The organism is Bifidobacterium aesculapii, assembly GCF_001417815.1.
Classification (GTDB): Bacteria; Actinomycetota; Actinomycetes; order Actinomycetales; family Bifidobacteriaceae; genus Bifidobacterium; species Bifidobacterium aesculapii.
Window position 1 is genome coordinate 1 of record NZ_BCFK01000064.1, and the last position, 26,552, is coordinate 26,552.

Sequence of the window (26,552 nt, forward strand, 5' to 3'; positions counted from 1 at the left end):
GGTGGTCCACTGCATCGCGATCTCGGCGGAGATGCCGAGCTTGAGGTCCTCGGCGTCGAAGTTGATGACCTCGTCCTCGACGGGCGTGGACTTGCGCGACCTGACCAGATAGTCGACGTAGTCCTTGATGCCGTTCGCGTACTGGTAGGTGACGGTCTGGTGGGTCTCCTCGAGCGGGTTGTCGCCGTCGCCGGCCACCTCGTCGCCGGCCTGGTCGGCCTGGCGCAGGTCGGTCAGGGAGATCTTGAGTCCCTTGTTGAGGAACGCCATCTGCTGGAAGCGCGAGCGCAGCGTCTCGAAGTCGTAGACGGTGGTCTCGAAGATCGCCGGATCGGCCCAGAACGTCACGGCGGTGCCGGTCGACTCGCCTTCGGCCATCGGCTCGCCCTTGGCCAGCCGCGCGGTCGGGTGCTGGTTGAGGTACGTCTGTGTCCAGTGGAAGCCCTGACGGCGCACTTCGATGTCGACGCGCGTGGAGAGCGCGTTGACCACGGAGATGCCCACGCCGTGCAGGCCGCCGGAGACCGCGTATCCGCCGCCGCCGAACTTGCCGCCGGCGTGCAGCTTCGTCATGACGGTCTCGACGCCGGAGATGCCTTCGCCGGGCACTTCGTCGACGGGGATGCCGCGGCCGTCGTCGACGACGCGGATGCCGTTGTCCGGCAGGATCGACACCTCGATGTGGCTCGCGTAGCCGGCGAGCGCCTCGTCGACGGAGTTGTCGACGATCTCGTAGACCAGGTGGTGCAGGCCGCGCGGACCGGTCGAACCGATGTACATGCCCGGGCGGATGCGCACCGCCTCCAGGCCTTCGAGCACCTTCAGGTCGGAGGCGTCGTAGTGCTCGGGGGTCATCGACTCGTCGAGCTCGCCTTCCTGCAGTTCGGTGGTGTTGATGTGTTCGTCCGCGGCCTTGAGCTGTTCTTCCTTGCTGCCGGCATTGTCCAACGAATCCGCCACAGGGCTTCCTTCCTACATGTTCCCTGCATGTTCTTCACGCGAAGGGTTGTTTCGCGGGTCATTGCCCCAAAATCGCCCGTTATGGGGGCATGGAGCGTTTTGACCATACTGCATGTGATTCTACTCGTTTTGTGCGACGAGCGCCAGAGAGCCCCGTAGAGCGCCTTGTACGTCCATATCCGCCCCGTCGGCCCCGCGCACACGCACGTCGCGCGGGCGGCGCACGTCACGCCGCGCACACGCGCGTGCGTCGCGCGCTAACCCCGCCGCGCGCCGCCGCGCGTCCACCGGCGCGTGTACCCGGCGGACGGTCCGACGACGCGGATGTGCGCGACGTCCAGTCCTTCCAGATTGCGTCTGATCGCGTCGGAGATCTGGGGGATGAGATAGGTGAGCGTCGTGGCCCATACCGGCGATTCGGTGCCGATGGTGAGCACGCCGTCCTTGAATCCGATGACGTGCGAGTGCCGTGCGACGTCCGCTCCGACGACGCGGTCCCAGTGGTTGTTGAGTTCGGAGATCTTCAGATGCGGTATCCAGGCGCCGTCGCGTGCGATGAGGGCCGCGACGCCGCCGAGGCGGGCCGGTTCGCGCCCGGGTTTGCCGAAGCTCTCCCACGCGGCCTCGGCGCGTTCGGCGCGTGCCTTGCGCGAGGATTCGCGCCGCGCGTAGCCTTCGAACACCTTCGCCGGCAGTTCGCGCGGGTCGAGCTTCAACGTCACGGCGATGGGCGGCGTCATCGCGCGCTCCCCGCTTCGCCGCCGGCGTATGCGCGCGCCAGCTCCTCCACGTCGATGATGGAGACCTCCCGCGCCTGGGCGGACGCGGGGATGTCGGGGATGTCGCCGGTCGCGGCGACGGTGACGAGCACCTGCTCCTGGTCGAGCGCGAAGTCGAGGATCTGCCGGCGGCGTGACTCGTCGAGCTGCGCGAAGACGTCGTCGAGGATGACGACGGGCTTGACGCCGCGGTCCTCGGCCACGGCCTCGTACAGCGCCATCTTGAGCGCGAGGGCCATCGTCCACATCTCGCCGTTCGAGGCGAATTCGCGCGCGGGGACGCCGTCGAGCGTGACCGTCAGATCGTCGCGTTGCGGGCCGATGAGGTTCATGCCGCGCGCCACCTCGCCGGCGTACAGCCGCTGGAAGTGCGCCGCGATGGCGGGACGCGGGTCGTATGCCGCGTCGCCGTCGGGCGCGTCCATGATCTCCGCGAACGAGGGCGCATAGGCGAGGCCGGCTTCGCCGCGCCCGGACGCGAGCCGCGCGTAGATCGCGGCGAACGGCGCCGCGATGCGGCTCACGATGCCGTCGCGCACGTGCGTGAGTTCCAGACCGGCGTCGATGAACTGGCCGGTCCAGACCTCCAGTCCGCTGATAGCCGCGTCGTAGGAGCCTTCGCGCGCGCCGAGCTGCTTGAGCAGGGCCGCGCGCTGCCGGGCGATGCGCGTGAACTGCTGGAGCCGCTGCGCGTAGCGGGGGACGAGCAGCGCGCCGGCCTGGTCGAGGAACGTGCGCCTTGTGGCGGGATCGGCGGAGACGAGCCGCTGGTCGTCCGGCGTGAACGCGACGGACGGCACTTCGCCGACGATGTCGCGCAGGTAGCGTGACGGTCCGGAGTCGACGCGCGCGCGGTTCGCGCCGCGCGCCGCGATCGTCGCCTCGTAGGTGGTGACGCGCGCCCCGCCGCCGGTCTCGTCGACGACGTTCGCGCGGATGGTGGCCTTCGCCTCGCCGCGCTCGATGAGCGGCAGCGAGGAGGACGTGCGGTGGCTGGTTCCGGTGGACAGCACCTCGACGGCCTCGACGATGTTCGTCTTGCCGAGTCCGTTCGCGCCGTGGAGCACGTTCACGCCGGGCGTGAAGTCGACCACCAGACGCTCCCAGGAGCGGTAGTGGTCGAGCGCGAGGCGTGAGACGTACACGATGGCGGCCTTTCCGGATGAGGGGTGACGTTCGGTTCTGTTCGATTGGAAGGGCCGGGGCGTCGGCCCCGGCCGTGATATCGCTTGTGGTATCGCCCGAGCGGGGCGAAAAAGCGATATCGGTGGTGATATCGCCGCTGGTGCTTGTCGGCAGCCCTTCAGACAGCCGTTCGGTCAGCTGTTGAAGCGCATCGGCACGAGCAGGTAACGGTAGTCGAGCGATTCGTCGGAGTCGGATTCCTGCTGGCCGTTGAACTCGACCGGCTTGACGGCGGTCGTCATCTTCATGCGGATGAACGGTTCGGTGATCGCGCTCAGACCCTCGATGAGGTAGGCCGGGTTGAACGCGACGGTGATGTCGTCGCCGTCCATGTCGATGTCGAGCACCTCAGTGGCCTGCGCCTCGTCGATGGCGCCGGCGGAGAGCGTCACCTCCTGACCGGAGAAGACCATGCGGATCGGCGCGTTGCGTTCGGCGACCAGCGCGACTCGCTTGATCGCGGCGATGAGCTGCTGGCGGTCGACGACCGCCTGGATCGGGTACTCGTCGGCGAAGAGGCGGTCGACCGCGGGGAACTCGCCGTCGATGAGCTGCGAGGTGGAGGTGCGGCCGGCGTTCTCGAAGCCGAGCAGCGACGGGTTGTCGACGTCGAAGTCGAGCACGACGTTCTGGTGCTCGTCGAGCGAACGGGCGATGTCCCGCAGCAGCGAGCCGCGCACCAGCGTCGTCGTGTCGACGTCCATGTCGTTCGGGGTCCAGGTGAAGCTGGCACGAGCCAGACGGAAACGGTCGGTCGAGGTCATGATCACCTTGTCGCCGTCGAACTTCATGCGCACGCCGGTGAGCACCGGGCGGTTCTCCTCGCGGGAGACCGCGACGCACGCCTGGGAGACGCACTGCACGAAGGTCGGGGCGTCGACCTGGCCGAGTTTCGCCGGAATTCCGGGAAGATCCGGGTATTCGGCCTCGGGCATGAGCTGCAGGGTGAAGTGCGATTTGCCGGAGGTGATGGTCAGCGTCGAGCCGTCGGTGGCGAGGGTGGTCGTCTCGGCGGGCAGGGATTTCGTGATGTCGGCGAGAAGCTTGCCGAGCACGAGCACGGAACCGGATTCGTCGACGCCGGCCTCGATGTGGTGCCGGGCGGAGATCTCGTAGTTGAACGCGGACAGTTGGAGCACGCCGTCCGCCGCTTCGAGCCTGACGCCGGCCAGGATTGGGTTGGACGGACGGGCGTCGATGACCCTGGTGGTCCACGCCACGGCGTCTGCCAGTGCGGCGGAATTGGTTTCGACCTTCATGGTTCCTGCTTTCAGTTCGTTTTCGTTCGCCACGCGCGATTCTCTCGTTCAAGCGTCGGTGGCGGAGGTTGTTCGTTCGGTTGTCGAGCTGGATTTCATTCTAGGCGATGCGCCGTGCGCGTCGCTTCGCTCGCGCGCGACGCAACGGTCACCACTGTGGTGATTGGGGAAGAACGTAAGGTAGTAGTCGTAATAAGGCCTGTGGATAGTGTGGAAAACACGGCGCAGGGCTTGCGGCTGTTGGCGTGGACGAGACTCTGACAGTGTGGATAACTTTGCGGAATAATGTGGATAACATGCCGAGTTATCCACAGGCTCTGGCTCGGTTTTGAGTTTTCCACATTCGACCCGGTTTCATCCACCGGTTTTCCACATCGAAACATGGAGTAATCCACCGGTTTTCCACTGGGGTTACCCACATTTGTGAATAAGTATGTGGATAACTTTTCCCCGTTTTTCTCGTTCCGCCGGAGTGTTGCAGGGCCGTTTCGGCCGGGAGAATCGATTGTGGCGAACGTTTTCATCGTTTTTTCAGGCACGTCGGAAAACCTGCCGGATTCGTTCGCCAGAAGAGATCCTGCCGGGCGTGGATGTCGTTCGGAGCCGGAACGGACGAGGCCGGGCCCGTGTCTTCACGGTGCCCGGCCATCGGTCATTGCTGTTTGAAGTCGGTATTGCCCTGCTTGAGGCGTACGGTGAGCTCCATCACGTAGGTGTAGATCTCCTGACGGTCCTGCATGCCGTTGGAGATGCGGTCGCAGGCGTGCATCACCGTGGTGTGGTCCTTGCCGCCGAACACCTTGCCGATGTCGACGAGGCTCAGACTCGTCATCTCGCGCGTGAGGTACATGGCCACCTGCCGTGCCGTCGCGATGTTCTTCATGCGCGATTTGCCGGTGATGTCCTCGAAGGTCAGATGGAAATACCGCGCCACCTGGCTGATGATGTCGGTCGGTTTGACCTCCACGTCGGTGGTGAAGAAGTCCTGCAGTGTCTGCTCGGCCATCGCGCGCGTCACCGGCTGGTTGCTCAGCGAGGCGACGGCGGTGACGCGCGTCAGCGCGCCCTCCAATTCGCGGATGTTCTCCGTGAACCGTTCGGCGATGAGATCGAGCACATCGTTGGGGATGTTGCTGTGGTTCATCGAGGCCATCATGCGCAGGATGGCGATGCGCGTCTCCAGGTCCGGCGGCTTCACGTCGACGGTCAGACCGGAGTCGAAGCGCGAGATGAGTCGCGCCTCGAAGCCCTTGAGGTTCTTCGGCGCCACGTCGGAGGCGATGACGATGCGCTTGTTCGCCTGATGCAGCGCGTTGAACGTGTGGAAGAACTGCTCCAGGGTGGCTTCCTTGCCGCCGAGGAACTGGATGTCGTCGATGAGCAGGACGTCGACCTCACGGTAGCGCCGGTTGAACTCGGCGATCTGCCCCTGGTTCTGGGTCGTGTTCTGCAGCGCCTCGATGAACTCGTTGGTGAACTCCTCCGAGTTGACGTAGCGCACCTTCAGGGTCGGGTCCTTGACGAGCGCGTAGTTGCCGATCGCGTTGAGCAGGTGGGTCTTGCCCAGACCGGACCCGCCGTAGATACACAGCGGGTTGAAGTCGCGGCCGGAGCCTTCGGCGACGGCCAGCGCCACCGTGCGGGCGAACCGGTTGGAATCGCCGGGCACGAAGGTGTCGAACGTGGCGTTCTTGTTGAGATGGGTCTCCGGATCGCGGGCCACTTTGTTGCGGCTCGTCGGGTATCCTGCGGACGTGGCGACGTCGGCCGGGGTCGGCACCTTCGGCACCGGCCCGTGGGAGCCGAACGGCTCCTTGCCGAGATCGGCGATCGACGGCGGTTCGTCATGATCGGCGGCGCGCTTCGGCGCGGACGCTCCTCTTCGGGCTGGTGCCGCGGGTTCGGCCGCGCGCGGGGCCGGGCGTCGGGGCGCGATCTTGAATGCGGGCGTCATGTCCTGGCCGGTGACCATGCCCATCGCTTCGAGCAGCGGCTGGCGGAGTTCGTTCTCCAACGCCTGACGCGTCACCGCGTTCTCGACGCACAGCACGATCGTCGTGCCGAAGACGCCCTCCGGGTACACGCCTTCCAGCCACCCCTTGTCGCGTGGGGAGAGGGAGGAGTTGTGCTTGAGCAATGTCAGCGTGTCGGACCAGATATGGTTGGCTTCCGCCACCGGGTCGCGGGGCTCGTCGGCCATGCCGGTCCTCCTTCCATCGCTCGCTCGAAATAAAGTGCGTCCACTATTGTTACTCAAGACTTGGAAGTTATCCACAGGCTTGCGTGTTGCAATCATTGGATTGTGAATAACATTCCTGTAATTTGTGGATAACTCGCGGCCCATAATCGGCTTCATGGCGCGCTTCCGGCGCGTCGCGGCGTGTCGTGACGACTTGGTGAATTGTGAATGAAATGCCTCTGTGTTGACGTTGGGGGAGGGGTGAGGGTAGTTTGGTATAGCTTGACTCACGTGGGAGCCGCGCGTCAGCGTGGCCGAAAGACTTAGGAGCAACTATGAAGAGGACCTTCCAGCCCAACAACCGCCGTCGTCACATGAAGCACGGCTTCCGTCTGCGCATGCGCACCCGTTCCGGCCGCGCCCTGATCAACCGTCGCCGCGCCAAGGGCCGCAAGACCCTGTCCGCCTGATCGCGGACGGTCGGCGGCTGAGGCATCAGTGGAACGACTGAAAAGCCACAGCGAATTCGTCGCCGTGCTCAAGCGCCGCCACAAGGTGTCGCGCAACGACATCGTCGTGCATTATCTGATGCGCGACGATGCGTCTTTGCATACCTTCGTGGCGCCTGAAGCGCGGCGCTTGGGCCTTGCCGTATCCAAAGCGGTCGGCAACGCCGTCACACGCAATACGGTCAAACGACGGTTCCGTGTACTCGCGCGGCGCTACGAGCAACGTCTCCCCGAGGGATGCGACATCGTGATGCGCGCGAAACCGTGTGCCGCCGCTGCGTCGTTCGATATGTTGGACGATCAGGTCGCGTCGGCGTTCGGGAAGATCGCCGAGCGCGTCGCGCAGGGGCGTTGAGCGCGATGCGCGGGGCGGCCGGCTTGATGATACGCGCGGTGCGTTGGTATCAGCGCACATTCTCCGCGCATCGCGCCGTGCCGTGCTGCAGGTATTACCCGAGCTGCTCGAACTATGCCATTCAGGCGGTGGCCCGGTTCGGTGCCTGGCGGGGAGGATTGCTCGCCATGTTGCGTCTGTTGCGGTGCCGTCCGTGGAGCCGTGGCGGCATCGACGATGTCCCGCGTCGGTTTTCGGTGTTCTATCGTTTCCGTTGGTCCAAGGCGCATGAGGAGCCTCGGCTCACGCCGCTGCCGACTGATGAATGGGGGAATCCCTTATCATGATGAATCAAAACCAATTCCTGCTTGACAGTGGTTTCTGGGGCTGGCTCTACAAGATCCTGACCCCGATCGAATGGCTCATGACGCAGATCATGAAGCTGTTCCACGATTTCCTGGTCATGCTCGGCATGCAGGAGATCGGTGTCTCCTGGGTGTTCTCGATCATCTTCCTCGTGCTCGTCGTCCAGGCGTGCATCCTGCCGATCTTCTACAAGCAGATGCTGTCGATGCGCAAGATGCAGGCGCTGCAGCCGAAGATGCAGAAGATCCAGAACAAGTACAAGGGCAAGACGGATCAGGCCAGCAAAGAGGCCATGAGCCGCGAGATGATGAAGCTCTATCAGGACAACGACGCGAACCCCGCCGGCTCGTGCCTGCCGATGCTCATCCAGGGCCCGGTGTTCATGTGCATGTTCTACGTGCTGTCCGCCATCCCGTACATCGCGCGTGAGAAGCGCGCCGCGCTCGGTGCCTTCGACGTCGAGACCGCGAAGCAGTTCTCCGAATCCAAGGTGCTCGGTCTGGTCAACACCACCGACACCTTCGGCAGCGGCGACATGGTCGCCAAGACCATCATCGTCGTGTTCGTCGTGCTCATGTGCGCGTGCATGTTCTTCATGCAGTGGATCAACATGAACAAGAACATGAACCCCGCCGCCATGCAGGGGCAGGCCGCCACGATGCAGAAGACGATGCTGTGGATCTTCCCGCTCATGTACATCTTCTCCGGCATGACCATGCCGTTCGCCGTGCTGGTCTACTGGCTGACGAACAACGTCTGCAACCTGCTGCGCACGTTCTGGCAGATGTACACGTTCCCGACGCCGGGCTCTCCCGCCGCGGATGCCAAGGAGGTCCGCGACCACAAGAAGGAGAACGAGCGTCGCGCCAAGGCCGGTCAGCCATCCCTCGAAGAAGAGGCGCTCGAGAAGGCCAAGGCCGAGGCCGAGCGCAAGGCGACCGAAGGATTCCAGCGCCAGCAGCCCCAGCGCAAGCGCAGGAACAAAAAGAAATGATGAGTAAGTAAGGCCCGGTGTTTTGCGTTTCACGTGAAACACCGGGCCGAGCTATCCCCGGTTCGGGCGGATGGCTGGTTTAGACTGTTTCCCATAGACCTATGACCGAAGGAGGACCTCTCATGGCCCAGAATGACGACAAGTCCGTCGATCAGCTCAATGATGAAGCTGACATCGCCGCCGACTACCTCGAGGGTTTGCTCGACATCGCCGATTATGACGGCGACATCGAAATGGGCGTGCGCAACGGGCGCCCGATGGTGCAGATCGTCGCCGATGACGACACCGACATCAAGAACCTGATCGGGCGCAACGGCGAAGTCGTCGATGCCCTGCAGCAGCTCACCCGCCTCGCCGTGCAGCAGAAGACCGGTGAGCGTTCGCGCTTGATCGTCGACGTCGACGGATTCCTCAAGCGCAAGCGCCAGCGTCTGCATGACATCGCGCTCGACGCGGTGGACGAGGTGAAGGAGACGGGTGAACCGGTCGACCTCAAGCCGATGAACTCGTTCGAGCGCAAGGTCGTGCATGACGTCGTCCGCGAGGAGGGACTCAAGTCCCGCTCGCACGGCGAGGAGCCGCATCGGTACGTCACGGTCTATCTGCGTGCGAACGCCGATGCCGATGAGGATGATGAGTGATCGACCCGCTTGCGGGGTTGCTGTGAGGGGAGTGGTATGACAGACCAGCTTGACGGTTCGCCGTTGTTGGCCGAGGTGCTCGGCGACGCCGTGGAACCATTGCGTGTGTTTCACGTGAAACTCGCACAGGAGGGTGAGCCGCGCGGGCTCATCGGGCCGCGCGACGTCGATATCATCTGGGAACGCCATATCCTCAATTCCGCAGCCATCGTGCCGTTCGTGCGCGAAGCGACCGATGGCGTGCGCTATAAGACGGTGGCCGATGTGGGCAGCGGCGGCGGATTCCCCGGACTGGTGGCAGCCGCCTGCCTGCCCGACCACGAATTCACGCTGATCGAACCGATGGAGCGTCGCGTGGAATGGCTCAAGGAATGTCGCGACGAGATGGGGCTGAAGAACGTGAGCGTGTTCCGCGCCCGGTCCGAGGAAGTCATCGACGCCATGCGCCGAGATCGTTCTCTGTACCCGTATGCGGTGGTGACCTGCCGTGCCGTCGCGCCGATGACCAAGCTCGCAGGGTGGACGTTGCCTCTGCTGAAGTCGCATGGCCGTCTTGTCGCGTTGAAGGGAAGGTCCGCACAGGCCGAGATCGACAAGGCGGCGCAGGAGATCGGCAAACAACGCGGCGTGAATCCCCGCGTGGTCGATGCCCAGGTCGGGCCTGGGCTGGAACCGACGCATGTCGTGCTGGTCGATAAGCGATAGGGGTGCGGTTATCCACATTTCCACATGACCGCGTAAGTTATCCACATTGTCAACCGAACGGTGGCTGTGCCGGGGAACGTTGATATATTAGGGTTTTGAAAACAGAGAAACGAGTCCGTCCACAGCCAGGAAATTGAGTTATCCACACTTATCCACATTTTTGTGGATAAGTGTGCGGATTCGGATGCTGGTCACGGCATCCGGTCCGTTGTGTTGTCAAGGAGAAGTCATGGCCGATAATCAGAAGCTGATGGAAACCGCCGAGCAGACCATCACGCGCATTTTCTCGGAAGGGGAGTCCCCGGTCGGCGCGGAGATCGCCCTTGAGTCAAACAGGTACGCGCAGCTGCAGCAGCAGGAGTTCCCCAAGCCCTCGAAGACCCGTCTGATCGCCGTGGCGAATCAGAAGGGCGGCGTCGGCAAGACCACGTCGACGGTGAACCTCGCCGCCGCGTTGGCCGAGCACGGCATGCGCGTGCTGGTCATCGACATGGATCCGCAGGGCAACGCCTCCACGGCGCTCAGTGTGGATCACGCCTCGGGGGAGCCGTCCGTCTACGACGTGCTCGAAGGCCGTCTCACCCTCGCCGAGGTCAAGCAGCCATGCCCCGACTTCGAATCCCTCGATGTGGTACCGGCGTCCATCGATCTGTCCGGTGCCGAGCTCGAGGTCGCCGATCTGCCGAACCGCAACTCGCTGCTCAAGGAGGCTCTCGACAAGTTCCTTTCGGAATCCGAGGACCATTACGACTATGTGTTCATCGACTGCCCGCCGAGCCTCGGTCTGCTGGTGATCAATGCGATGTGCGCCGTGCATGAGATGCTCATCCCGATCCAGGCCGAGTACTACGCCTTGGAGGGTCTGGGGCAGCTCATCAACACCATCGGGCTGGTCCAGAACCACTTCAACCCCAGCCTGACGGTCTCCACGATGCTGATCACGATGTTCGACCGCCGCACGCTGTTGAGCCGCGAGGTGTACAACGAAGTGAAGAAGCACTACCCGTCCATCGTGCTGGGCACGACGATTCCCCGCACGGTGAAGATCTCCGAGGCGCCGAGCTTCAGCAAGAGCGTCATCGCCTACGACCCGCACGGCATGGGTGCCATCTCGTACGGCGAGGCCGCGCTCGAGATCACCCGCCGGTCCGAACACGTGTTGGAAGCCATCGCCACCAGAATGAAGGAGGCCTGATATGTCGTCGAAATCCCGTCTCGGTAAAGGCCTCGGCGCCCTCTTCCCCGAACTGCCGGGGGAGGAGCCGGCTGAGCAGAAGCCCAAGGAGAAGGCTCCCCAGAAGGTGAAGCCGGAGCCGAAGCAGCCGGTTGTTTCACGTGAAACCAAGCCGTCCTCCAAGCATGAGGCGGCGAAGGGCGGCAAGTCCATGAAGCGCGCCGCGATGCCGGCGTTGAACGACATCGCGCACCCGAGCGACATGTTCTTCAACGATACGCTCGGCACGGCCCCCGCCGCACCTCAGCGCCAGCAGATCGGCTCCGCGAAGCCGAAGGCATCGATCACCGCGAAGCCCGCCGAGCCTGTTTCACGTGAAACCAAGGATGAAACCAAGGCCGAGGAGCCGCAGCTCAAGCCCGTTGAAGGCGGCTATCTCGCCGAACTGAAGCTCTCCGACATCGGACCGAACGCGCATCAGCCGCGTACCGTGTTCGATGAGGACGACCTCAACGAACTCGCCGCCTCCATCAAGGAGGTCGGTGTCCTGCAGCCCATCGTCGTACGGAAGCGCCCCGAGGCGCAGATCGAAGCGGCGCGAAAGTCGCAGGAGGGTCACGAGCCGGCGAACCAGTTCGACGGCCGCATGGACAGCCCGTACGAGCTCATCATGGGCGAGCGTCGTTGGCGCGCCTCCCAGCTTGCCGGGCTGGAGGCCATTCCCGCCATCGTCAAGACGACGGCCGACGACGACATGCTGCGCGACGCACTGCTGGAGAACCTGCACCGCGTCGCCCTGAACCCGTTGGAAGAGGCCGCCGCCTACCAGCAGATGATCGACGAGTTCGGTCTGACGCAGGCGCAGCTCTCCCAGTCGGTCTCGAAGTCGCGTCCGCAGATCGCCAACACCCTGCGTCTGCTCAATCTGCCGTCCGCCGTGCAGAAGAAGGTCGCCGCCGGCATCCTCACCGCCGGGCATGCACGCGCCCTGCTGGGTCTCAACGATCCGGAGGCGATGGACAAGCTCGCCGTGCGCATCATCGCGGAAGGTCTGTCCGTGCGCAGCACCGAGGAGATCGTCGCGATGGCGAATCTGGAAAGCGGCGGGCAGAAGAAGACGAAGCCGCGCAAGAACGATCCGTGGGCGGGTTCGCCGATTCAGAGCAATCTCGAAAACCACTTCGACACGAAAGTGTCCATCAAGGGCACAACGAAGCACGGTCGCATCGAAATCGTGTTCTCCTCGCCCGAGGATATGGACCGCATTCTCGGCCTGCTGATGCCGTCCGACGGCAAGGCTGCGGATGGTTCAGGCGACGGAGAATGGGTATGATGACGGATCTGCTGTAGATTGCTGTATCTGCAGTAAGTGCGTTACCGCGTTGCGTAGTGTGTTGCTGTTCCTGTTTTCTGCGACAGGACGGCGCAACCGGTCAGAGCGATTCGAGGTAATGCTGTGCGTCGAGGGCGGCGCGGCAGCCCATGCCGGCGGCGCTGATGGCCTGGCGGTACGTGCGGTCCACGCAGTCGCCGGCGGCGAAGACGCCCGGTGCGGACGTGCGCGTGCCGGCGCCTTCGACCAGCACATAGCCGTCGTCGTCCTTCGCGACGATGTCGCCGAGGAAGGCGGTGGCGGGCGTGTGCCCGATGGCAACGAACACGGCCGCGGTGTCCAACGTGCCGGTGTCACCGGTCACGGTATTGCGGATGTCGACAGACGTGACGCTCCCCGCGCGTGCGGGCGCGGCGGGAAGATTGAGCCCGCCGCCGAGCGACAGTCCGCCCAGATTCAACGACAGTGGCTTGACAGTCGGTTGTGCTGCGGCAACACCGGACGGCGCGGCCTCGCCGCCACGGATGCCGGTGACGACGGTGTTCGTAAGCAGCGTCAGCTTCTCGTTCGCCCGCGCCCGCTCGACCATGATCGCGGATGCTCGGAAGGCGTCGCGACGGTGGATCAGCGTGACCGACGAGCCGAACCGCGTCAGGTAGAGAGCCTCCTCGAATGCGGAATCACCGCCGCCGACCACGACGATCGGCTTGCCTTTGAAGAAGAACCCGTCGCAGGTCGCGCAGTAGGAGACGCCGCGGCCGGCATACTCCTCCTCGCCGGGCACGCCGAGCTTGCGGTACTGCGACCCGGTGGCGACGATCACCGCGTGCGCCTCAAGCACGTCGCCGGAATCCAACGTCACCCGCTTGACCGTACCGGCAGCGCCGGCACCGTCGCCGTTACCATCAACCAATTCCACCGAGACGACGTCCTCGTGGATGAACTCGGTGCCGAAGCGTTCGGCCTGCGCGCGCATCGCCTCCATGAGGTCGGGGCCGAGAATGCCTTCCGGGAACCCGGGGAAGTTCTCGACTTCCGTGGTGTTGACGAGCTGGCCGCCGGGCGCCAGCGCGCCCGTGACGAGCGTGGGGCGTAGTCCCGCGCGCCCCAGGTAGATGGCGGCTGTATAGCCGGCGGGCCCCGAACCGATGATGATCACATGTTGCACAGTCATACCGCCCAGCCTAGCAAGCGGTATGATGCGCGCGTGCAGGGCGTTCAGCGCCGGTATGCGTCGGTCACGTCGATGAGCTCGATATCCGTTGCCGCCGCGCCCGACTGGTCGGATGACTTGTCGGACGACTGGCTGGACGATTCGTTGCCGAACGGCACATCCTCCAGATTCTGCTGGGACGGCCACTGGTTGTTCTTGTCGATGTCGCTGTCCGCCGGGTTCGAGTTGCTGTGCACGAACGTGATCACGGCGAACGCGAAACCCGCGATGATGAACACGCTGGCGACGATGACCACCACCACCGTCGTCGTCATCTTGCCGAACAGGCGCTGCTTCGCCAGATTATCGTCATCGCCCTGATTGGCGGCGGAATTCGCCGGCGTGGTTTTCGGCGCGAAACTCGGCGGCTGCTGCATCGAGGAGTCCGGTACGGCGACGCCTCGCACATGCGGCGCCGGGGCGAACGACGCCGGCTTCTCGCCATGCTCGATGGGAGCCATGCCGACGATCGTCGCATCCATATCCGGCGTGTGCGGCGGAATGGACGGCGAGGGTGCCGCCGGCCGTGCGCCGGCATCCGCACGCTGGTGCTGCTGCGTCTCCGGTTGCGATGCCGCCTGCGCCCCGCGGCGTGCATCCGCCTGCAGGTCGCGACGGATCGACGACACGTCGATGGCTTCGGTGGCCATGTTCGGATCGATGAGCACCGGGATGCGTGTGGTCTCCTCGCCGGGGTCGACGCCTGGAGCGCCCGCCGGCAGCGCCTGCGTCTGGAACGAGAACTCATGGAACAGGTCGTCGCCCTGATACGCGTGCTGTGTCGGACGTTCCGGCAACGTGGGCAGTGCCATCGTGCGATTGTCCGAAGACGAGACGCCGCCGGGCTGGTCCGACGATTCCCCCACACCGAACACGCGCGGCGAATAGTTGTCGAACGCCTCCTGCATTTCGGCGAACGTCTGCTTGTTCTGCGCGGCTACCACCCGTTCGGCGTGACGGGCCGCTTCGGCCTCGGTCAGCGGACGATGGATCGTCAGTTCCGGCAGCTTCTCCGACGAGATCACGGTGCTCGGCAGTTCGGCCAGGTCGTCATCGCCGAGATCGCGCAGATGCACGTTCGCGATGGACCCGGTACCGGCGTCGGTGGGCAGTGCGATGTCGCTGTCGGTCAGGTCGGTGAGCGGTTTGAAGTCGCCGAGCAGGGCGGTCAGTTCGAGGAGCGTGAGCATGGGTTCGCTGCGATGGCCATCCTCCTTGGTGAGTTCCAGACCACGGGAAAGAATCACCTGGAATTCGCCGGGGATGTTGCCGACAGCACGCAGATCGTACGTGATGCCCGGCCGGGAGGGGGTGCGCGTCAGCAGTGCGTACAGCACGGCCGCCAGCTGACGGATGGCGAGCTGCTCGCCCTGGACACGTTCAGGCGCGTCGGTCGGTTCGGCGAGCAGGTCGGGCAGTGGCGCGTCCGCGATCTCCACACCCTGCACGGATACGCGGATCGTGTCGGTGGACAGTCGCGGCGTCTCCAGTGCGCCGGCGATGGCGGCGACTTCGCCGATGATGGAACGCATCGCCTCGAAGCTGAGATTGTCACGGGCCGTGCCGTTGAGGTATTCGGTGAGCGACAGGCCGCTTTCGATGCGTGTGACGAGCACGGCGGCATCGCCGGCCCTGCGGAACTGGAGCACCGGCGTGAGCCCGTTCTTGCGGCCGAGCTGTGTGGCCAGCGCGGACACGTCCTCGAGGGTCTTTCCGTCGGTAAGCACGAATAGCTGGCAGTCGTGATCGAGCACGCGGTCGTTGGCCTGCCACGCCTGCACTCCGGGTTCGTCGCGAAGCAACGTGACCAGAGTATATCGGTTGAACAGCGTGTCTCCCAGCTGAGGCTTCATAGTTTCTTCGACTCCGTATGCGTAAGCGCTTCAGCGCCACCACGAGTCGATGACGCTGTTGACATTCTAATCATGGGGCTGGTCGAAAGGAAAGGGCTACCGGCCCTTATGCAGACGTGAGGTGAGGCGTGCGGATGCCGAGCGCAGGATGGAGATGAATTCCTCGCAACGCAGCAGCGCCAGCATCAGCGCGTACACGACGGCGGTCAGCACCGTGGTCATTGCGCAGAAGCCGAACGCCTGGAACCAGTTGAGGCGATCGAATCGCAGCGAGGCGCCCAGCAGCGTCATCATCGGGTCGGTGAGCAGCCATGCGGCGGCACCGGCGACGACCGCCGCGACCAGCGCCTTCCCATACGTCGATATGATGCGTGCGCCATCCAATGAGCCGGCGAAGCGGCGCCGCAGCATCATCACCAATGAGGGGAAGCTCAGCAGGTAGCCGACCGTCATCGCCAATCCGACGCCGGCCGTCCAATACCGTGGCTGGCACAGCCACATCACGCCCAGTTCGAACACCACCTGGATGATGCACACCTGCAGCTGGAACAGGAACGGATGGCGGCCGTCCTCGAACGCGTAGAACGTGCGCTGGATGAGCAGGTACGCGCTCGTCAACGGCAGACCGATCGCCAACGCGACCATCGGACCGGCGATGAGCTTCGCCTCCGACACGTTCACGCTCGGCAGCAGCGCGATGGTGATCGGCACGGGCATCACGACGATCGCCATCGTGAAGTACATCATCAGCACGCCCACATTGCGCAGGGCACCGCTCAGATCCTCACGCGCCCCGTCGAGATCGTGCTCGGCGATCGCGCGAGAGATCTTCGGAAAGATCGCGGTGGCGACCGAGACCGCGATGAGCGAATACGGCAGGATGTACAGCGTGAACGCGTTCTGGTAGGAGCCGTTGCCGGCGATGCCGTACAGGTCGTCACCCGCGAAGGGGGCGCCGTTGGTGATGCGCGCGTTGACGATGTTCGCCAATTCCTGCACGCCCATCACGCCGACGCTCCATGCGGCCACCGGTCCCATGGCCTTGAGGCCGATGCCGCTCACACCCCACTGCGGACGGTAATGGATGCCCAACCGCATCAACGGCGCGAACAGGATCACCGCCTGGAAGGCGACGCCGAGCGTCCACGCGCCGGCGGTGAGCGCCACGCGATCGGTCGTCCAGAACGTCAACGGTTCGCGGCTCGCGTTGCCGAACAGTACGAGGAACAGCGTGAATCCGGCGCAGCTGATCACGTTCGCGCCCACCGAACTCCACGCGTAGGTGACGAAATTGTCCTTCGCGGCGAGGATCTGCCCGAGCACCGTGTACAGGCCGTAGAAGAAGATCTGCGGCATGCACCACAGGGTGAACGCGTTCACCAGCGCGCGTTCCGCAGGCCCCCAGCTGTGGTCGAGGTACAGCATCGTGAGCAGCGGCGTCGCGAGCATCATGAGCAGCGTCACGCCGAGCAGCAGTGCGACCGCCAACGTGATGAGCTTGTTGAGCCGTTCCTGCGCGTCATGCTCCTTCAGGGTGCGCACGATCTGCGGCACGAGCACCGCGTTGAAGATGCCGCCGGAGATCACGGTGAACAGCACCTGCGGGATCATCGCGCCCGTCTGGTAGGCGTTCGCGGCGATGCCGGTCGTGCCGAGGCATGCGGCGAGCAGGATTGTGCGGATCTGGCCGGTGATGCGGGAGGCCATCGTCCCCGATGCCATGATCAGGGAGTTGCGGCCGACGTTGGAACTCATTCGTCGGGGTCCTTCTTACGGTTGAACTGTCGCCACAGGCCGAGCACGCCGAGCGCCACGGCCAGACCGATGATGATGAATCCGGTCTTGTCGCTGATCTTGAGCACGCAGTTGATGGACGTGCGCTGCTGCTGGCCGAACGCGACGTCGTTGCGGTCCTGCAGCGAGACGGTCGCGACGGCCGAACCGGAGGTGGCCGCGCGCAGCGAGAACGTCACCTGTGCCTCGCTGCGCGGAGGTATCGTTACGGTGTTGCGCCGCGACGTGGCGATCTCCGGCGAGTCGGTGATTGAGAAGACGCGCACGGTGACCGGGTACGGCGTGCTGTTGCTGACGGTCACCGGCATAGTCGCGGTTTCGGAGACCATCGTCACCGTTTCCGACGGGGTGAGCGTCACACCGCCGATCACGTCGCCGGCGAGCTGCTGCGCGCCCGAAACGGCGGTGAGCGCGGTGGTCGTGTCGACGTCGGGAGAGCCGCCGTCGGCGGCCAGCGCGTGCAGCGCGAGCGTCGCGTGCGCGGCGAGCAGGCGTTCGGTCCACGCGCGTGCACCGGACGTGCCCTGCGTGCTTTGCGTCGCCGTGCGTTTCGCGTCCTGCCGCGCGAGCGCCTGCGCGTCGTCCGCCTGCGCGTCGGCGGCGTCGAGAACGGAGTCGCGGAAGCGGATGATGTCGTTGCGTCCGGCGGTCAGCGTGGCGAGCGTGTTCGTGACGTTCGACGAATCCGCCTGCGACAGGCCCGCGTCGGTGGGGACGAGCGCCTGTGCGTCGTCGCCTGTCGTGTACGGCGTGGTCTGGGCGAGCGTGTCGAGGTCGGTGACGTGCAGCCATGATGCGGATTCGACCGCGTTCATGAACATGTCCACATCGGAGGCGGCCGTGTCGGCGTCGAAGCAGACGAGCAGATTGCGTTCGTTGTACGGCTGCTCCATCTGGTAGAACGCGCTTTGCGCGACGAATCGGGCGAGGCGGCCGGCCGTGGTCGCCTCCGCGCTGGCCTTCGCGCTGGTGGCCTTGCCTTTGGCGAGGTCGCCGAGCTCGTGCTGTTCGACGAGCACGGTCACGTCGCCCGCATCGGTGGGGACGGTCACGACGCCGGTATGCACCGTGTCCGTGTCGGTCGGTTCGAAGTCATGCGTGGAGATGACGGTCGTGTAGCCGTTGCGGCGTGCGGCGGTCAGCGCATCCATCGTCCACTGGCCCTGACCCTGCCAGGCGACGGTGCGCGTGGAGGCGTTCTGGTCGCCGAGCGCGCTGCGGTAGCTGGTCGTTGCGGCGTCCGCGTTCCATGAGGCGTCGGCGATGCCTGCGGCGGCGTAGCGTTTCGCTGCATCGTTCTGCGCCGCGTATGCGGTGATGTCGAATCCGGCGGGCTGCATGACGGCCTTCGTGCGCGGTGGCATCGCCAATGCGTCCAGATACGTCGGGTCGGCGACGGTCTGCAGTGAGGGATGACGGGTGAGCGTCTGTTCGAGCGTGTGGTCGAATCGCGTGCTGTTCTTGTCGAGCACGGCCACGTCGGTGGTGTCGGCGGTCGAGTCGCCGGTGCCGCCGGCGGCGGAATCGGCGTTCGTGCCGGAACCGGCTGTCGTGGTGCCGCCTTCGGTGGTGACGAGCGTCTTGAGGGTCTCCGAATCGGCCGTCCAATGGCCGCTGGTCAGCGGCATCGCCATCGTGATGCCCATCGCGGGCGTGTCCGCGTTGTCGAGACCGGCGGTGGAGCGCGTCAGGAACGTGTGCGTCGCCGTGGCCGTGCCGTCATGCGAATACGTGACGAGCAGCGGCTTCGGCCCCCAGTTGAGCATCTGCGTGAGTGCCTGCGCGTCCGGTCCGGCGTCGATGGCGATCGTCGCGCTCTGCTTCGGCTGGAGCGTGGGAACGGCGGTCGAGCCCAACCGCGCCGGCGTGGGGATCGGACTGTCCGATTGCGACCATTCCTGCATGTCGGTGCGCGAGGTGAACGTGAACATCGGGTTCGTGTCCAACGTGACCTCGCCGGCCGCCCACGCGTCGTCGCCGGTGTTCGTGATCGTCGCCTTGAGGTGGAAGCCCGAGGCGTCGGTCACCACGGCCGTCATGTCGGTCAGTGCGATGATCGGGGCGGACGCGCGTTCCGCATCGGCGTTCGTGCCGGACGTTTCCGACGTGCCGGACGACGCGTCCGACGTGCCGCCGTCGGCCGCGAAGGCCGGAAGCGCGGCCGAACCGGCCACGAACGCCACGGCCAGCAGCATGCCTGCCAGAACGCGCCACCATGCCGGGATGCCTCGTTGTGTGGCGTATCGGTTCACTCGTTTGCCTGCCTGTTCAGTTTCCGGGAATAGAGCCATGCGATCTTGCGCTCATTAGGGTAGCTGAGCACGTCGTCCAAATCCTTGAAATCCACCCAGATCGCGTCTTCCGCCTCATGATCGGGGTCGCCCTCCACCGTGAGTTCGCCGCCGGTGCGCCGCAATGCGAAATGGTGGACGAGCTTGTGCACGCGCTGCGTGGCGCCCGTGAACCAGTAGTCAATCGTCGCGATCGACTCGACCACCTCGCCGAGGATGCCCGTCTCCTCATGCACCTCGCGAACCGCCGTCTGCTGCGGCGTCTCGCCTTTCTCGATATGCCCTTTCGGCAGGCACCATTCGAGATGACCGCTGCGCGAATGCCGTGCGATGATCGCCACGCGGCCCTGCTCGTCGAAGACGAGTCCGCCGGCGGAGTATTCGCGCACGACGGGCAGCTCCTGCGCGTCGAGCGACGCGAATTTCGTGGGGCCGTCCGAGGTGCGGCGCCGCGGCATCATAGCGGGCGTGGGCATGCGCGAGGCGGCTGACGCGTCGTCCGTTTCGGCGGGTTCCACCGTCACCGACGCGGTGACCGAGGTCTCCACGCTCGTCGTGATGCGCTGCCCGTTGGCCGTCGTGTTCGAACCGGTGACGCGCACGCGCGCGAACACGGTCGCGGGGGTCGGCATCGACATGGGCGTCGATTTCGCCGCCTCGCGCGCGACCAGCGAGGCGACGGTCTGCGCGGTGTCGATGGTGCCGGCGGTGTCGATGATGTCGTCCACCGTCGGCGTATGCGCGGCCGACGGGCCGGATGACGCGCCCGCCTCCGGTTCCGGCGCGTCTTCCCGCGTGCCGCGCGGGGCGGATTGCGGCTTCGGGCGGGATTCGGACGTGTACATGAGCACGTCGCGCTCGAAGCCGTTTTGGGCATGGCTGGCCGCGGCATCGTCGGCATGCCCGAGCATGCGCGCAAGGTCCGCGGGCGTAATCATGCCTTCCACCTTACTCAAGTCCGTGTGCAAGTCGAGTGACGGTATGCTGGTAGCGACAGAATAAGAGGAAACGTATCCGAAAGGATTGGCGTGGGTTTCGAAGTTTGGCCGGAAGCCATTGAATTGGGTCGCATGTTCGCCGCCGAGGGCTATGAGCTGGCGTTGGTGGGAGGCCCCGTACGCGATCTGCTGTTGCACCGCCGCAGCCACGACCTCGATTTCTGCACGTCCGCACGCCCCGAACAGTTCGAGCCGATTTTGCGCCGCTTCGGGCATGACGGCTTCTGGGACATGGGCCGCAAGTTCGGCACGTTGGGCGCGATGCGCCGGCGCGACGACGGCACCGAAGTCAAGGTGGAGGTCACCACCTACCGTTCCGACACGTACGATCCGGACTCGCGCAAACCGGAGGTGCAGTATGGCGACACGTTGGAGGGCGACCTCTCCCGCCGTGATTTCACCGTGAACGCGATGGCGCTGCGCGTGCCCGACCTGGAGTTCGTCGACCCGTTCGGCGGTGCGAACGACCTCGCCAAGGGAGTGCTGCGCACCCCGGTCGACCCGCGGCAGTCGTTCGACGACGATCCGCTGCGCATGATGCGCGCCGTGCGGTTCGTCGCGCAGCTCGGCTTCTCCATCGAGCCGGAGACCGCCGAGGCGATCAGCGCCATGACCGAACGCATCTCGATCGTTTCCGCGGAACGCGTGCGCGACGAGCTGACGAAGCTGCTGCTGTCGGACAGGCCGCGCGCCGGCATCGAGGCGTTGGTCGAATCCGGTCTGGCGGACATCGTCCTGCCGGAGATTCCCGCGCTGGAACTGCAGATCGACGAGCATCACCGCCACAAGGACGTCTTCGAGCACACGATGATCGTGCTCGACCGTGCCGTCGCGCTCGAAACCGACGACGACGGCCCGGTGCCGCGCCCCGACCTGACGCTGCGTCTCGCCGCGATCATGCACGACGTCGGCAAGCCGAAGACGCGACGGTTCGAGCCGGGCGGCAAGGTGAGCTTCCACCACCACGACGCGGTGGGCGCGAAACTGACGCGCAAACGCCTCAAGGCGCTGCGCTTCGACCATCACATCGTCGAGGACGTGAGCGAACTCGTGAACCTGCACCTGCGGTTCCACGGCTACGTGGACGAGCCGTGGACGGATTCCGCGGTGCGCCGCTACGTGAAGGACGCCGGGCCGCTGTACGAGCGGCTCAACCGCCTCACCCGCGCCGACGCGACCACACAGAACCGCCGCAAGGCGCACATCTTCGCCACCGCGATGGACGAGATGGAGGCGCGCGTGCGCGAACTCAAGGAGAAGGAGGATTTCGACGCGATCCGCCCCGATGTGGATGGCAACGAGATCATGGAGATTCTGGGCCTGCAGCCCGGCCCGCAGGTCGGCCGCGCCTACAAGCACATGCTCGAATACCGGCTCGACAACGGCCCCGTGGAGCACGAGGTCGCCGTCGAGGAGCTCAAGCGCTGGGCGGCGGAACAGTCGGAGCAGTAGCCGCAGTAGGTATCAGGTATAGGGAAAGCCCCTCGGGTGTGCCGAGGGGCTTTCCTGTAAGTCGCTGTACGGGAATCGGCGGACTAGTTGATTTCGGTGTGGGCGTCCGCCTTCTTCAGGCCTTCGTTCTGCATGTCCGCGACGGTCTTGCAGCCTTCGAAATCCTTGATGGTGTCGCCGTGCTTCTTGACGTCCTTCTCGGAGGTCAGATCGGTGAACGTGGCGCCGATGACCACATCCACCAGACGGTCCTGACGGTCGTCCATGACGAGCTGTGCGTCCGGAATGTACTCCTTGAGGGAATACGCCGGGTTGATGGCGTTCACGCCGAAGTAGATGGTGGTGCGGGCGACCTTCGAGCTGCTGTAGGTGTCGATGGTGCGCACGTCGAATTGGCGGTCCTTGAGGGCTTCGCCGACGGCCGCGCCAAGGCCGGTGAACTTGGTGCCGTTGCGCACGCGCAGGATCACCGTGTTGTTGTCCGCCCACTTCATCGCGGTGCCGTCCTCGTTCTTCGCGGCGCATGGCACGGCCACGCCGTAGTTCGGCTTCGTGACCTGCTTGGCCTTCTCGTCGACCTGGATGACGCCGGTGAAGAACAATGTGGCGACGACGAGCGCCACGACGAGAATCACGCCGGTGATGGAGAACACGATCTTCTGACGGCGCAGCACATACGCCTTGCGCGCCTCGCGCTCGTCATACTCTTCGGCCATTCGGTTCCCTTTCGTTCGCTGTGCTTGATTACCTTAGCGTGCAACCGTGACGCTGACCGCCGGCACCGCAGGCGCTTGCGCGGCTATGATGCGGTCCACCGCCCGCGACCGTTCCCAAGCGGCGAGCACGTCGCGGCGAATGTCCGGTGTGGGCGTGAACGCCACCACGGACGGCCCCGAACCGGAGACGAACGCGTGGCTTGCGCCCGCCGCCAACGCCGCCTCGACGGCCTGGCCGCTGCGCGGATGGAGACTGACCGCGGCCTTCTGCAGGTGGTTCCGGTCGCCGTCGCCGGCACCCAGCGCATCGAACGCGGCGTACACTTCCGGAGTGCTCAGTTGCGCCTGATAGGCACCGACAAGCAGCGAGCCTTCATACCCCTGCGCGCGCAGCTCACGTTCCTGCGGCGAACCGGGGGCGAGGCTTTCGATGATCTGCCCGTAGCCGGTGCCGCGCGCGTAGCCGCCGGCCACGCAGAACGGCATGTCCGCGCCGAGCGTCGCCGCGACCTCGCGCAGGCGCGCGACCGGCCAATCCAATTCCCAAAGCGCGTTCAACGCGAGGATCGTCGCGGCGGCGTCCGCCGAGCCGCCGGCCAACCCCGCGCCGACCGGAATGCGCTTGTCGATGGTCAACGCGACGTCGGGCTTGCGCCCCGCCGCCTCGGCCATCGCGAACAGTGCGAGCACGGCGTGATTGCGGCGCATGTCGGCCGATGACGATGCCAGATCGCCCAGATGCTCGCCCGAAATGTCGAGGGAGAATCCGCTGTCGGCCGGCTTCGCGGCGACGGTGACCGTGTCCGTCACACTGACGGCGCAGTAGATGGTGTCGAGTTCGTGGCGTCCTCCCCATTCCGGGTGCGCGGCGCCGACCTCCAGTGTGAGGTTCGTCTTCGCCGGGCAGTCGACGCTCACCACGTTGCCGGGCAGCGTCTCGTGACGGTGGGCGCGGGGCGTGGCCGCAGTGCGCGGCTGGCGCGATGCGGGCGCGACGGCGGTGGTGCTCATCATCGTTCCTTCGCTTCGTCGGCGGAATCCGCGGTGGCGCCGGACGTTTCGGCCACGGCTCGTGCCAACGCGGTGAACTCGTCGATGGTGAGGGTTTCGCCGCGGCGCGTCGGGTCGATGCCGGCCGCCGCGAACGCCGCCGCCGGCACGGTTTTCTTCAGCGCGGCGTGCAGCGTCTTGCGCCGCTGCCCGAACGCGGCGTCGATGAGGCGGAACGTCCCGTCGCGCAGACGTTCGTCCGCGTCGCGCGCCGCATCGTCGCCGCCGGCGCGGCGCGTGCGTGTGAACGCGACGAGCGCGGAGTCGACGTTCGGCGCGGGCCAGAACACGTTGCGGCCGATGGTGCCGACGCGGCTCGCCTCGCCGTACCACGCGAGCTTCACGCTCGGCGTGCCGTAGATCTTGCTGCCGGGCGCGGCGGCAAGACGATCCGCGACCTCCTTCTGCACCATGACGAGGAAGGAGTCGAGGTCGTCGAAACGTTCCAGCAGCGTGAGGATGATCGGCGTGGCCACGTTGTACGGCAGGTTCGCGACGAGCGTGAACGGCGTGCCGTCGGCGAAACCGGGCAGGTCGGCGGGTGTGACGGCCAGTGCGTCCCGGTTGATGACCGCGAACCGGTCCACGGCTTGGGGCATGAACTCGGCGATGGTTCCGGGCAGACGTTCGGACAGCGGCGGGTCGATCTCGACGGCCGTCATCGTCGCTCCGGTTTCGAGGATCGCCAGCGTGAGCGAGCCGAGACCGGGGCCGACCTCCAGCACGTGGCTGTTTGGGCCGACGTGGGCTTCGCGCACGATGCGGCGCACCGTGCCCGGGTCGATGACGAAGTTCTGCCCGAACTTCTTGGTGGGGCTCACGCCGGCCTCGTCGGCGATGCGGCGGATGTCGGCCGCGCCGAGCAGATGGCCGGTTCCGGTGGGGGTCACGTCGTTGCCTGTGCCTTCCGAAATGGGGTTCACGATATCAGTACCATCCCTGCTGTTCCCAGATGCGCTTGCAGTTGGTGGGGGAGCCGTAGCGCTGGGCGATGTAGCTCAGGCCCCAGTCGATCTGGACGGCGCCGTCGTCCTGCCAGCCGACGCCCATCTTCGATCCGGGCAGCGCCTGCGGGATGCCGTACGCGTCCGAATACGGGTTGTCGGCGTTCCAACGCCATCCGGATTCCTTGTTCCACAGCCAGGCGAGCGCGTCCCATTCGGCGCCGGTCCAGCCGCGCTGTGCCGCGGCGGCCGCGGCGTAGGTCTGCGCCTGCGCGACGCTGGGGTGCCACAGACGGCCCGAGCCGGAGCTGGAGCCGCCGGAGTTGTTGGAGTTGCCGCTGTTGCCGGAATTGTTGTTGGACGAGCCGTTGTTGCCCGAATTGTTATTGGAGTTTCCGGAGTTTCCGGAGTTGCCGGTGTTGTTGGAATTGCCCGAATCGTTGCCGTTCGAGCCGTTGTTGCCGGAATTGCCCGAATCGTCCTTGTCGGAGGAATCGTCCTTGCTGGAGGAGTCGTCCTTGTCGGAGGAATCGTTCTTGCTGGAGGAATCGTCCTTGTCGGACTTGTTCGTGCCGGCGTCGGCCTTGCCGTTGCCCGTATCCTTCTTCGGCTCCTCGACTTTCTCCGGCCCGACCGCGATGACCTGGTCGACCGCGATCTTCGTCGTGGTCTCGCTGGCGAGCGTCTCGCTCTCCGCGACGCCGTCGACATAGGTGACGTCGTAGACCTGCGTGACCTCGCCGTTCTGGCCTTCCTGACGGACCACCGTCTGGCCGGACTCCAGCGAGGAGTCGATGATCGTGCGCGTCGCATACGGCACGGACTTGGTGCGTGTCTCCTGACCGTGCGTGACGCGCTTGACGCGCAGGATGGTCTGATCGCCGTCCTCCTCGACGCTGACGCGATCCTCCTTGCCGACGTTGATGCCCTTGGAATCGAGGATCGAGGCCGCCGGAAGCTTGCCGTTCGGCGCTTCGGAGGACTTGCCGTCGGCGATTACCGTGACCGGGCCTTCCTTGTTGATGACCAGGCCGCCGGTGAGCTGGTTGTAGATGTTGTCGATGTCGACGGTGATCTTCGAAGCCTCTTGTTCGTTCGCCTTGAAGAATCCGATGAGCTGGTCGGCGCTGTCCGCGACGGTCCAGAACGGGATCTCCTCGCCGTCGACGTTCACCGTGGTCTGGTATGCGCTGCGCACGGTGACGACCGCGTGATTGGCCAACGTGCCGCCCGAGGACGACTGCACGAGGTCGTGCGTCTTGACGTCGACGCCCTGCTCCTCCAACAGACGGTCGACGCTCATCGCATACGTTTCCACGTTGGTCGTCTTGCCGTTGACCGTCAACGCGACCGATTTGCGGGCGGTGAACGCGAACGTCGCCACGCAGGCCGCAAGCACCGTCACGACGCACACGGCCACACGGATGCGACGCAACATCACGAATCGTTGCGGGGTCCATCGCCGTGCCATGTCCGTTACCTCATTTCCCGCCCGAATCGATCCGGGCGCACTCGGTGCCCATCGTAGCGCACGATCTGCAAAGAAAAAGAAAAAGGGGGCGGGAGAGAAGGGGAAGTTCCCGCCCCCTGTTACAGGCCGGAGAAGGTTGGGGGACTCTCCGGCCGAGTCTAGGAAACCGTATTAGGGGGAAGGCTCCTAGACGACTTACCCGTGTTAAGTATGGTGTTGCGCGCTTCCCCGGCGCACCACTAGTATACGCCGATTTCACGCACGACGAGCCTCTTGTCGGGATCGAACCGACGACCTGCCGCTTACAAGGCGGCCGCTCTGGCCATCTGAGCTAAAGAGGCATGGAGTACGA

22 protein-coding genes, 1 tRNA gene and 1 pseudogene are annotated in these 26,552 nt (G+C 65.2%); 9 read left to right on the plus strand and 15 right to left on the minus strand.

Annotation, left to right across the window (positions count from 1 at the left end; all coding sequences use genetic code 11):
- The 5 genes from BFAL_RS08425 to dnaA form a co-directional block, all read right to left on the minus strand.
- Nucleotides 1–960: ATP-binding protein (locus BFAL_RS08425; protein WP_370696071.1), on the minus strand; the 960-nt coding region annotated here is incomplete at its 3' end.
- Between the two features lie 257 nt (nt 961–1,217).
- Entirely contained in the window at nt 1,218–1,700 is a 483-nt protein-coding gene (locus tag BFAL_RS08430; RefSeq protein ID WP_055427955.1) for a DciA family protein, read from the minus strand.
- A complete protein-coding gene (recF, locus tag BFAL_RS08435; RefSeq protein ID WP_055427956.1) occupies nt 1,697–2,884 on the minus strand; it encodes a DNA replication/repair protein RecF in 1,188 nt (395 codons plus the stop codon). The genes BFAL_RS08430 and recF overlap by 4 nt, the downstream gene beginning before the upstream one ends.
- 174 nt (nt 2,885–3,058) lie before the next feature.
- Entirely contained in the window at nt 3,059–4,183 is a 1,125-nt protein-coding gene (gene dnaN / locus BFAL_RS08440; RefSeq protein WP_055427984.1) for a DNA polymerase III subunit beta, read from the minus strand.
- 652 nt (nt 4,184–4,835) lie between these two features.
- Nucleotides 4,836–6,383 (minus strand): chromosomal replication initiator protein DnaA, encoded by a 1,548-nt coding sequence (gene dnaA, locus BFAL_RS08445; protein ID WP_055427957.1) that lies wholly within the window; start codon nt 6,381–6,383, stop codon nt 4,836–4,838.
- 314 nt (nt 6,384–6,697) lie between these two features.
- Here dnaA and rpmH point away from each other — a divergent pair, with 314 nt between their 5' ends.
- The 8 genes from rpmH to BFAL_RS08480 all read left to right on the plus strand — a co-directional run bounded on the left by rpmH (nt 6,698) and on the right by BFAL_RS08480 (nt 12,418).
- A complete protein-coding gene (gene rpmH / locus BFAL_RS08450) occupies nt 6,698–6,832 on the plus strand; it encodes a 50S ribosomal protein L34 (RefSeq protein ID WP_055427958.1) in 135 nt (44 codons plus the stop codon).
- Between the two features lie 28 nt (nt 6,833–6,860).
- Nucleotides 6,861–7,226 carry a ribonuclease P protein component gene (rnpA, locus tag BFAL_RS08455; protein WP_055427959.1) on the plus strand — a complete coding sequence of 122 codons (366 nt, stop codon included), beginning with the start codon at nt 6,861–6,863 and terminating at the stop codon, nt 7,224–7,226.
- A 26-nt stretch (nt 7,227–7,252) separates the two neighbouring features.
- Nucleotides 7,253–7,552 (plus strand): membrane protein insertion efficiency factor YidD, encoded by a 300-nt coding sequence (gene yidD / locus BFAL_RS10745; RefSeq protein WP_082440487.1) that lies wholly within the window; start codon nt 7,253–7,255, stop codon nt 7,550–7,552.
- Nucleotides 7,552–8,565, plus strand: coding sequence for a membrane protein insertase YidC (yidC, locus tag BFAL_RS08460; RefSeq protein WP_055427985.1), 1,014 nt, complete (start codon nt 7,552–7,554; stop codon nt 8,563–8,565). The genes yidD and yidC overlap by 1 nt, the downstream gene beginning before the upstream one ends.
- Nucleotides 8,566–8,687: 122 nt before the next feature.
- Nucleotides 8,688–9,206, plus strand: a complete 519-nt coding sequence (locus tag BFAL_RS08465) for a Jag family protein (protein ID WP_055427960.1) — start codon at nt 8,688–8,690, stop codon at nt 9,204–9,206.
- Between the two features lie 36 nt (nt 9,207–9,242).
- The gene (rsmG, locus tag BFAL_RS08470; protein WP_055427961.1) at nt 9,243–9,911 is read left to right on the plus strand and encodes a 16S rRNA (guanine(527)-N(7))-methyltransferase RsmG; all 669 of its coding nucleotides are present in this window, start codon (nt 9,243–9,245) and stop codon (nt 9,909–9,911) included.
- A gap of 250 nt (nt 9,912–10,161) precedes the next feature.
- Complete coding sequence (locus BFAL_RS08475) at nt 10,162–11,106, plus strand: ParA family protein (RefSeq protein ID WP_055427986.1); 945 nt, start codon at nt 10,162–10,164, stop codon at nt 11,104–11,106.
- Nucleotide 11,107: 1 nt separating this feature from the next.
- A complete protein-coding gene (locus BFAL_RS08480) occupies nt 11,108–12,418 on the plus strand; it encodes a ParB/RepB/Spo0J family partition protein (RefSeq protein WP_055427962.1) in 1,311 nt (436 codons plus the stop codon).
- 100 nt (nt 12,419–12,518) lie between these two features.
- Here the strand turns inward: BFAL_RS08480 and BFAL_RS08485 are convergent.
- The 5 genes and pseudogenes from BFAL_RS08485 to BFAL_RS11765 form a co-directional block, all read right to left on the minus strand.
- Nucleotides 12,519–13,586 (minus strand): annotated as a pseudogene (locus BFAL_RS08485) (NAD(P)/FAD-dependent oxidoreductase); the annotation flags it as partial.
- Between the two features lie 50 nt (nt 13,587–13,636).
- Nucleotides 13,637–15,484 (minus strand): protein kinase family protein, encoded by a 1,848-nt coding sequence (locus BFAL_RS08490; RefSeq protein ID WP_055427964.1) that lies wholly within the window; start codon nt 15,482–15,484, stop codon nt 13,637–13,639.
- Nucleotides 15,485–15,580: 96 nt separating this feature from the next.
- Nucleotides 15,581–17,239, minus strand: a complete 1,659-nt coding sequence (gene murJ, locus BFAL_RS08495) for a murein biosynthesis integral membrane protein MurJ (protein WP_152973603.1) — start codon at nt 17,237–17,239, stop codon at nt 15,581–15,583.
- Nucleotides 17,236–19,569 carry a DUF6049 family protein gene (locus BFAL_RS08500; RefSeq protein ID WP_082440483.1) on the minus strand — a complete coding sequence of 778 codons (2,334 nt, stop codon included), beginning with the start codon at nt 19,567–19,569 and terminating at the stop codon, nt 17,236–17,238. Before BFAL_RS08500 ends, murJ begins: the two co-directional genes overlap by 4 nt.
- The gene (locus tag BFAL_RS11765) at nt 19,527–20,507 is read right to left on the minus strand and encodes an NUDIX hydrolase (protein WP_055427966.1); all 981 of its coding nucleotides are present in this window, start codon (nt 20,505–20,507) and stop codon (nt 19,527–19,529) included. Before BFAL_RS11765 ends, BFAL_RS08500 begins: the two co-directional genes overlap by 43 nt.
- A 90-nt stretch (nt 20,508–20,597) precedes the next feature.
- Between BFAL_RS11765 and BFAL_RS08510 the strand changes: the two genes are divergently transcribed.
- Nucleotides 20,598–22,019 (plus strand): CCA tRNA nucleotidyltransferase, encoded by a 1,422-nt coding sequence (locus BFAL_RS08510; RefSeq protein WP_082440484.1) that lies wholly within the window; start codon nt 20,598–20,600, stop codon nt 22,017–22,019.
- 83 nt (nt 22,020–22,102) lie between these two features.
- On the opposite strand, the gene BFAL_RS08515 is transcribed toward BFAL_RS08510, so the two are convergent.
- The 5 genes from BFAL_RS08515 to BFAL_RS08535 form a co-directional block, all read right to left on the minus strand.
- On the minus strand, nt 22,103–22,735 hold the full coding sequence (locus BFAL_RS08515; RefSeq protein WP_055427968.1) for a LytR C-terminal domain-containing protein: 633 nt from the start codon (nt 22,733–22,735) through the stop codon (nt 22,103–22,105).
- Nucleotides 22,736–22,768: 33 nt separating this feature from the next.
- Complete coding sequence (locus BFAL_RS08520; protein ID WP_082440485.1) at nt 22,769–23,746, minus strand: 4-(cytidine 5'-diphospho)-2-C-methyl-D-erythritol kinase; 978 nt, start codon at nt 23,744–23,746, stop codon at nt 22,769–22,771.
- Nucleotides 23,746–24,699 carry a 16S rRNA (adenine(1518)-N(6)/adenine(1519)-N(6))-dimethyltransferase RsmA gene (rsmA, locus tag BFAL_RS08525; protein WP_055427988.1) on the minus strand — a complete coding sequence of 318 codons (954 nt, stop codon included), beginning with the start codon at nt 24,697–24,699 and terminating at the stop codon, nt 23,746–23,748. Before rsmA ends, BFAL_RS08520 begins: the two co-directional genes overlap by 1 nt.
- Nucleotides 24,700–24,712: 13 nt before the next feature.
- Entirely contained in the window at nt 24,713–26,200 is a 1,488-nt protein-coding gene (locus tag BFAL_RS08530) for an aggregation-promoting factor C-terminal-like domain-containing protein (protein ID WP_055427969.1), read from the minus strand.
- A 267-nt stretch (nt 26,201–26,467) separates the two neighbouring features.
- Nucleotides 26,468–26,541, minus strand: a tRNA-Thr gene (locus tag BFAL_RS08535).
- Between the last annotated feature and the right edge of the window lie 11 nt (nt 26,542–26,552).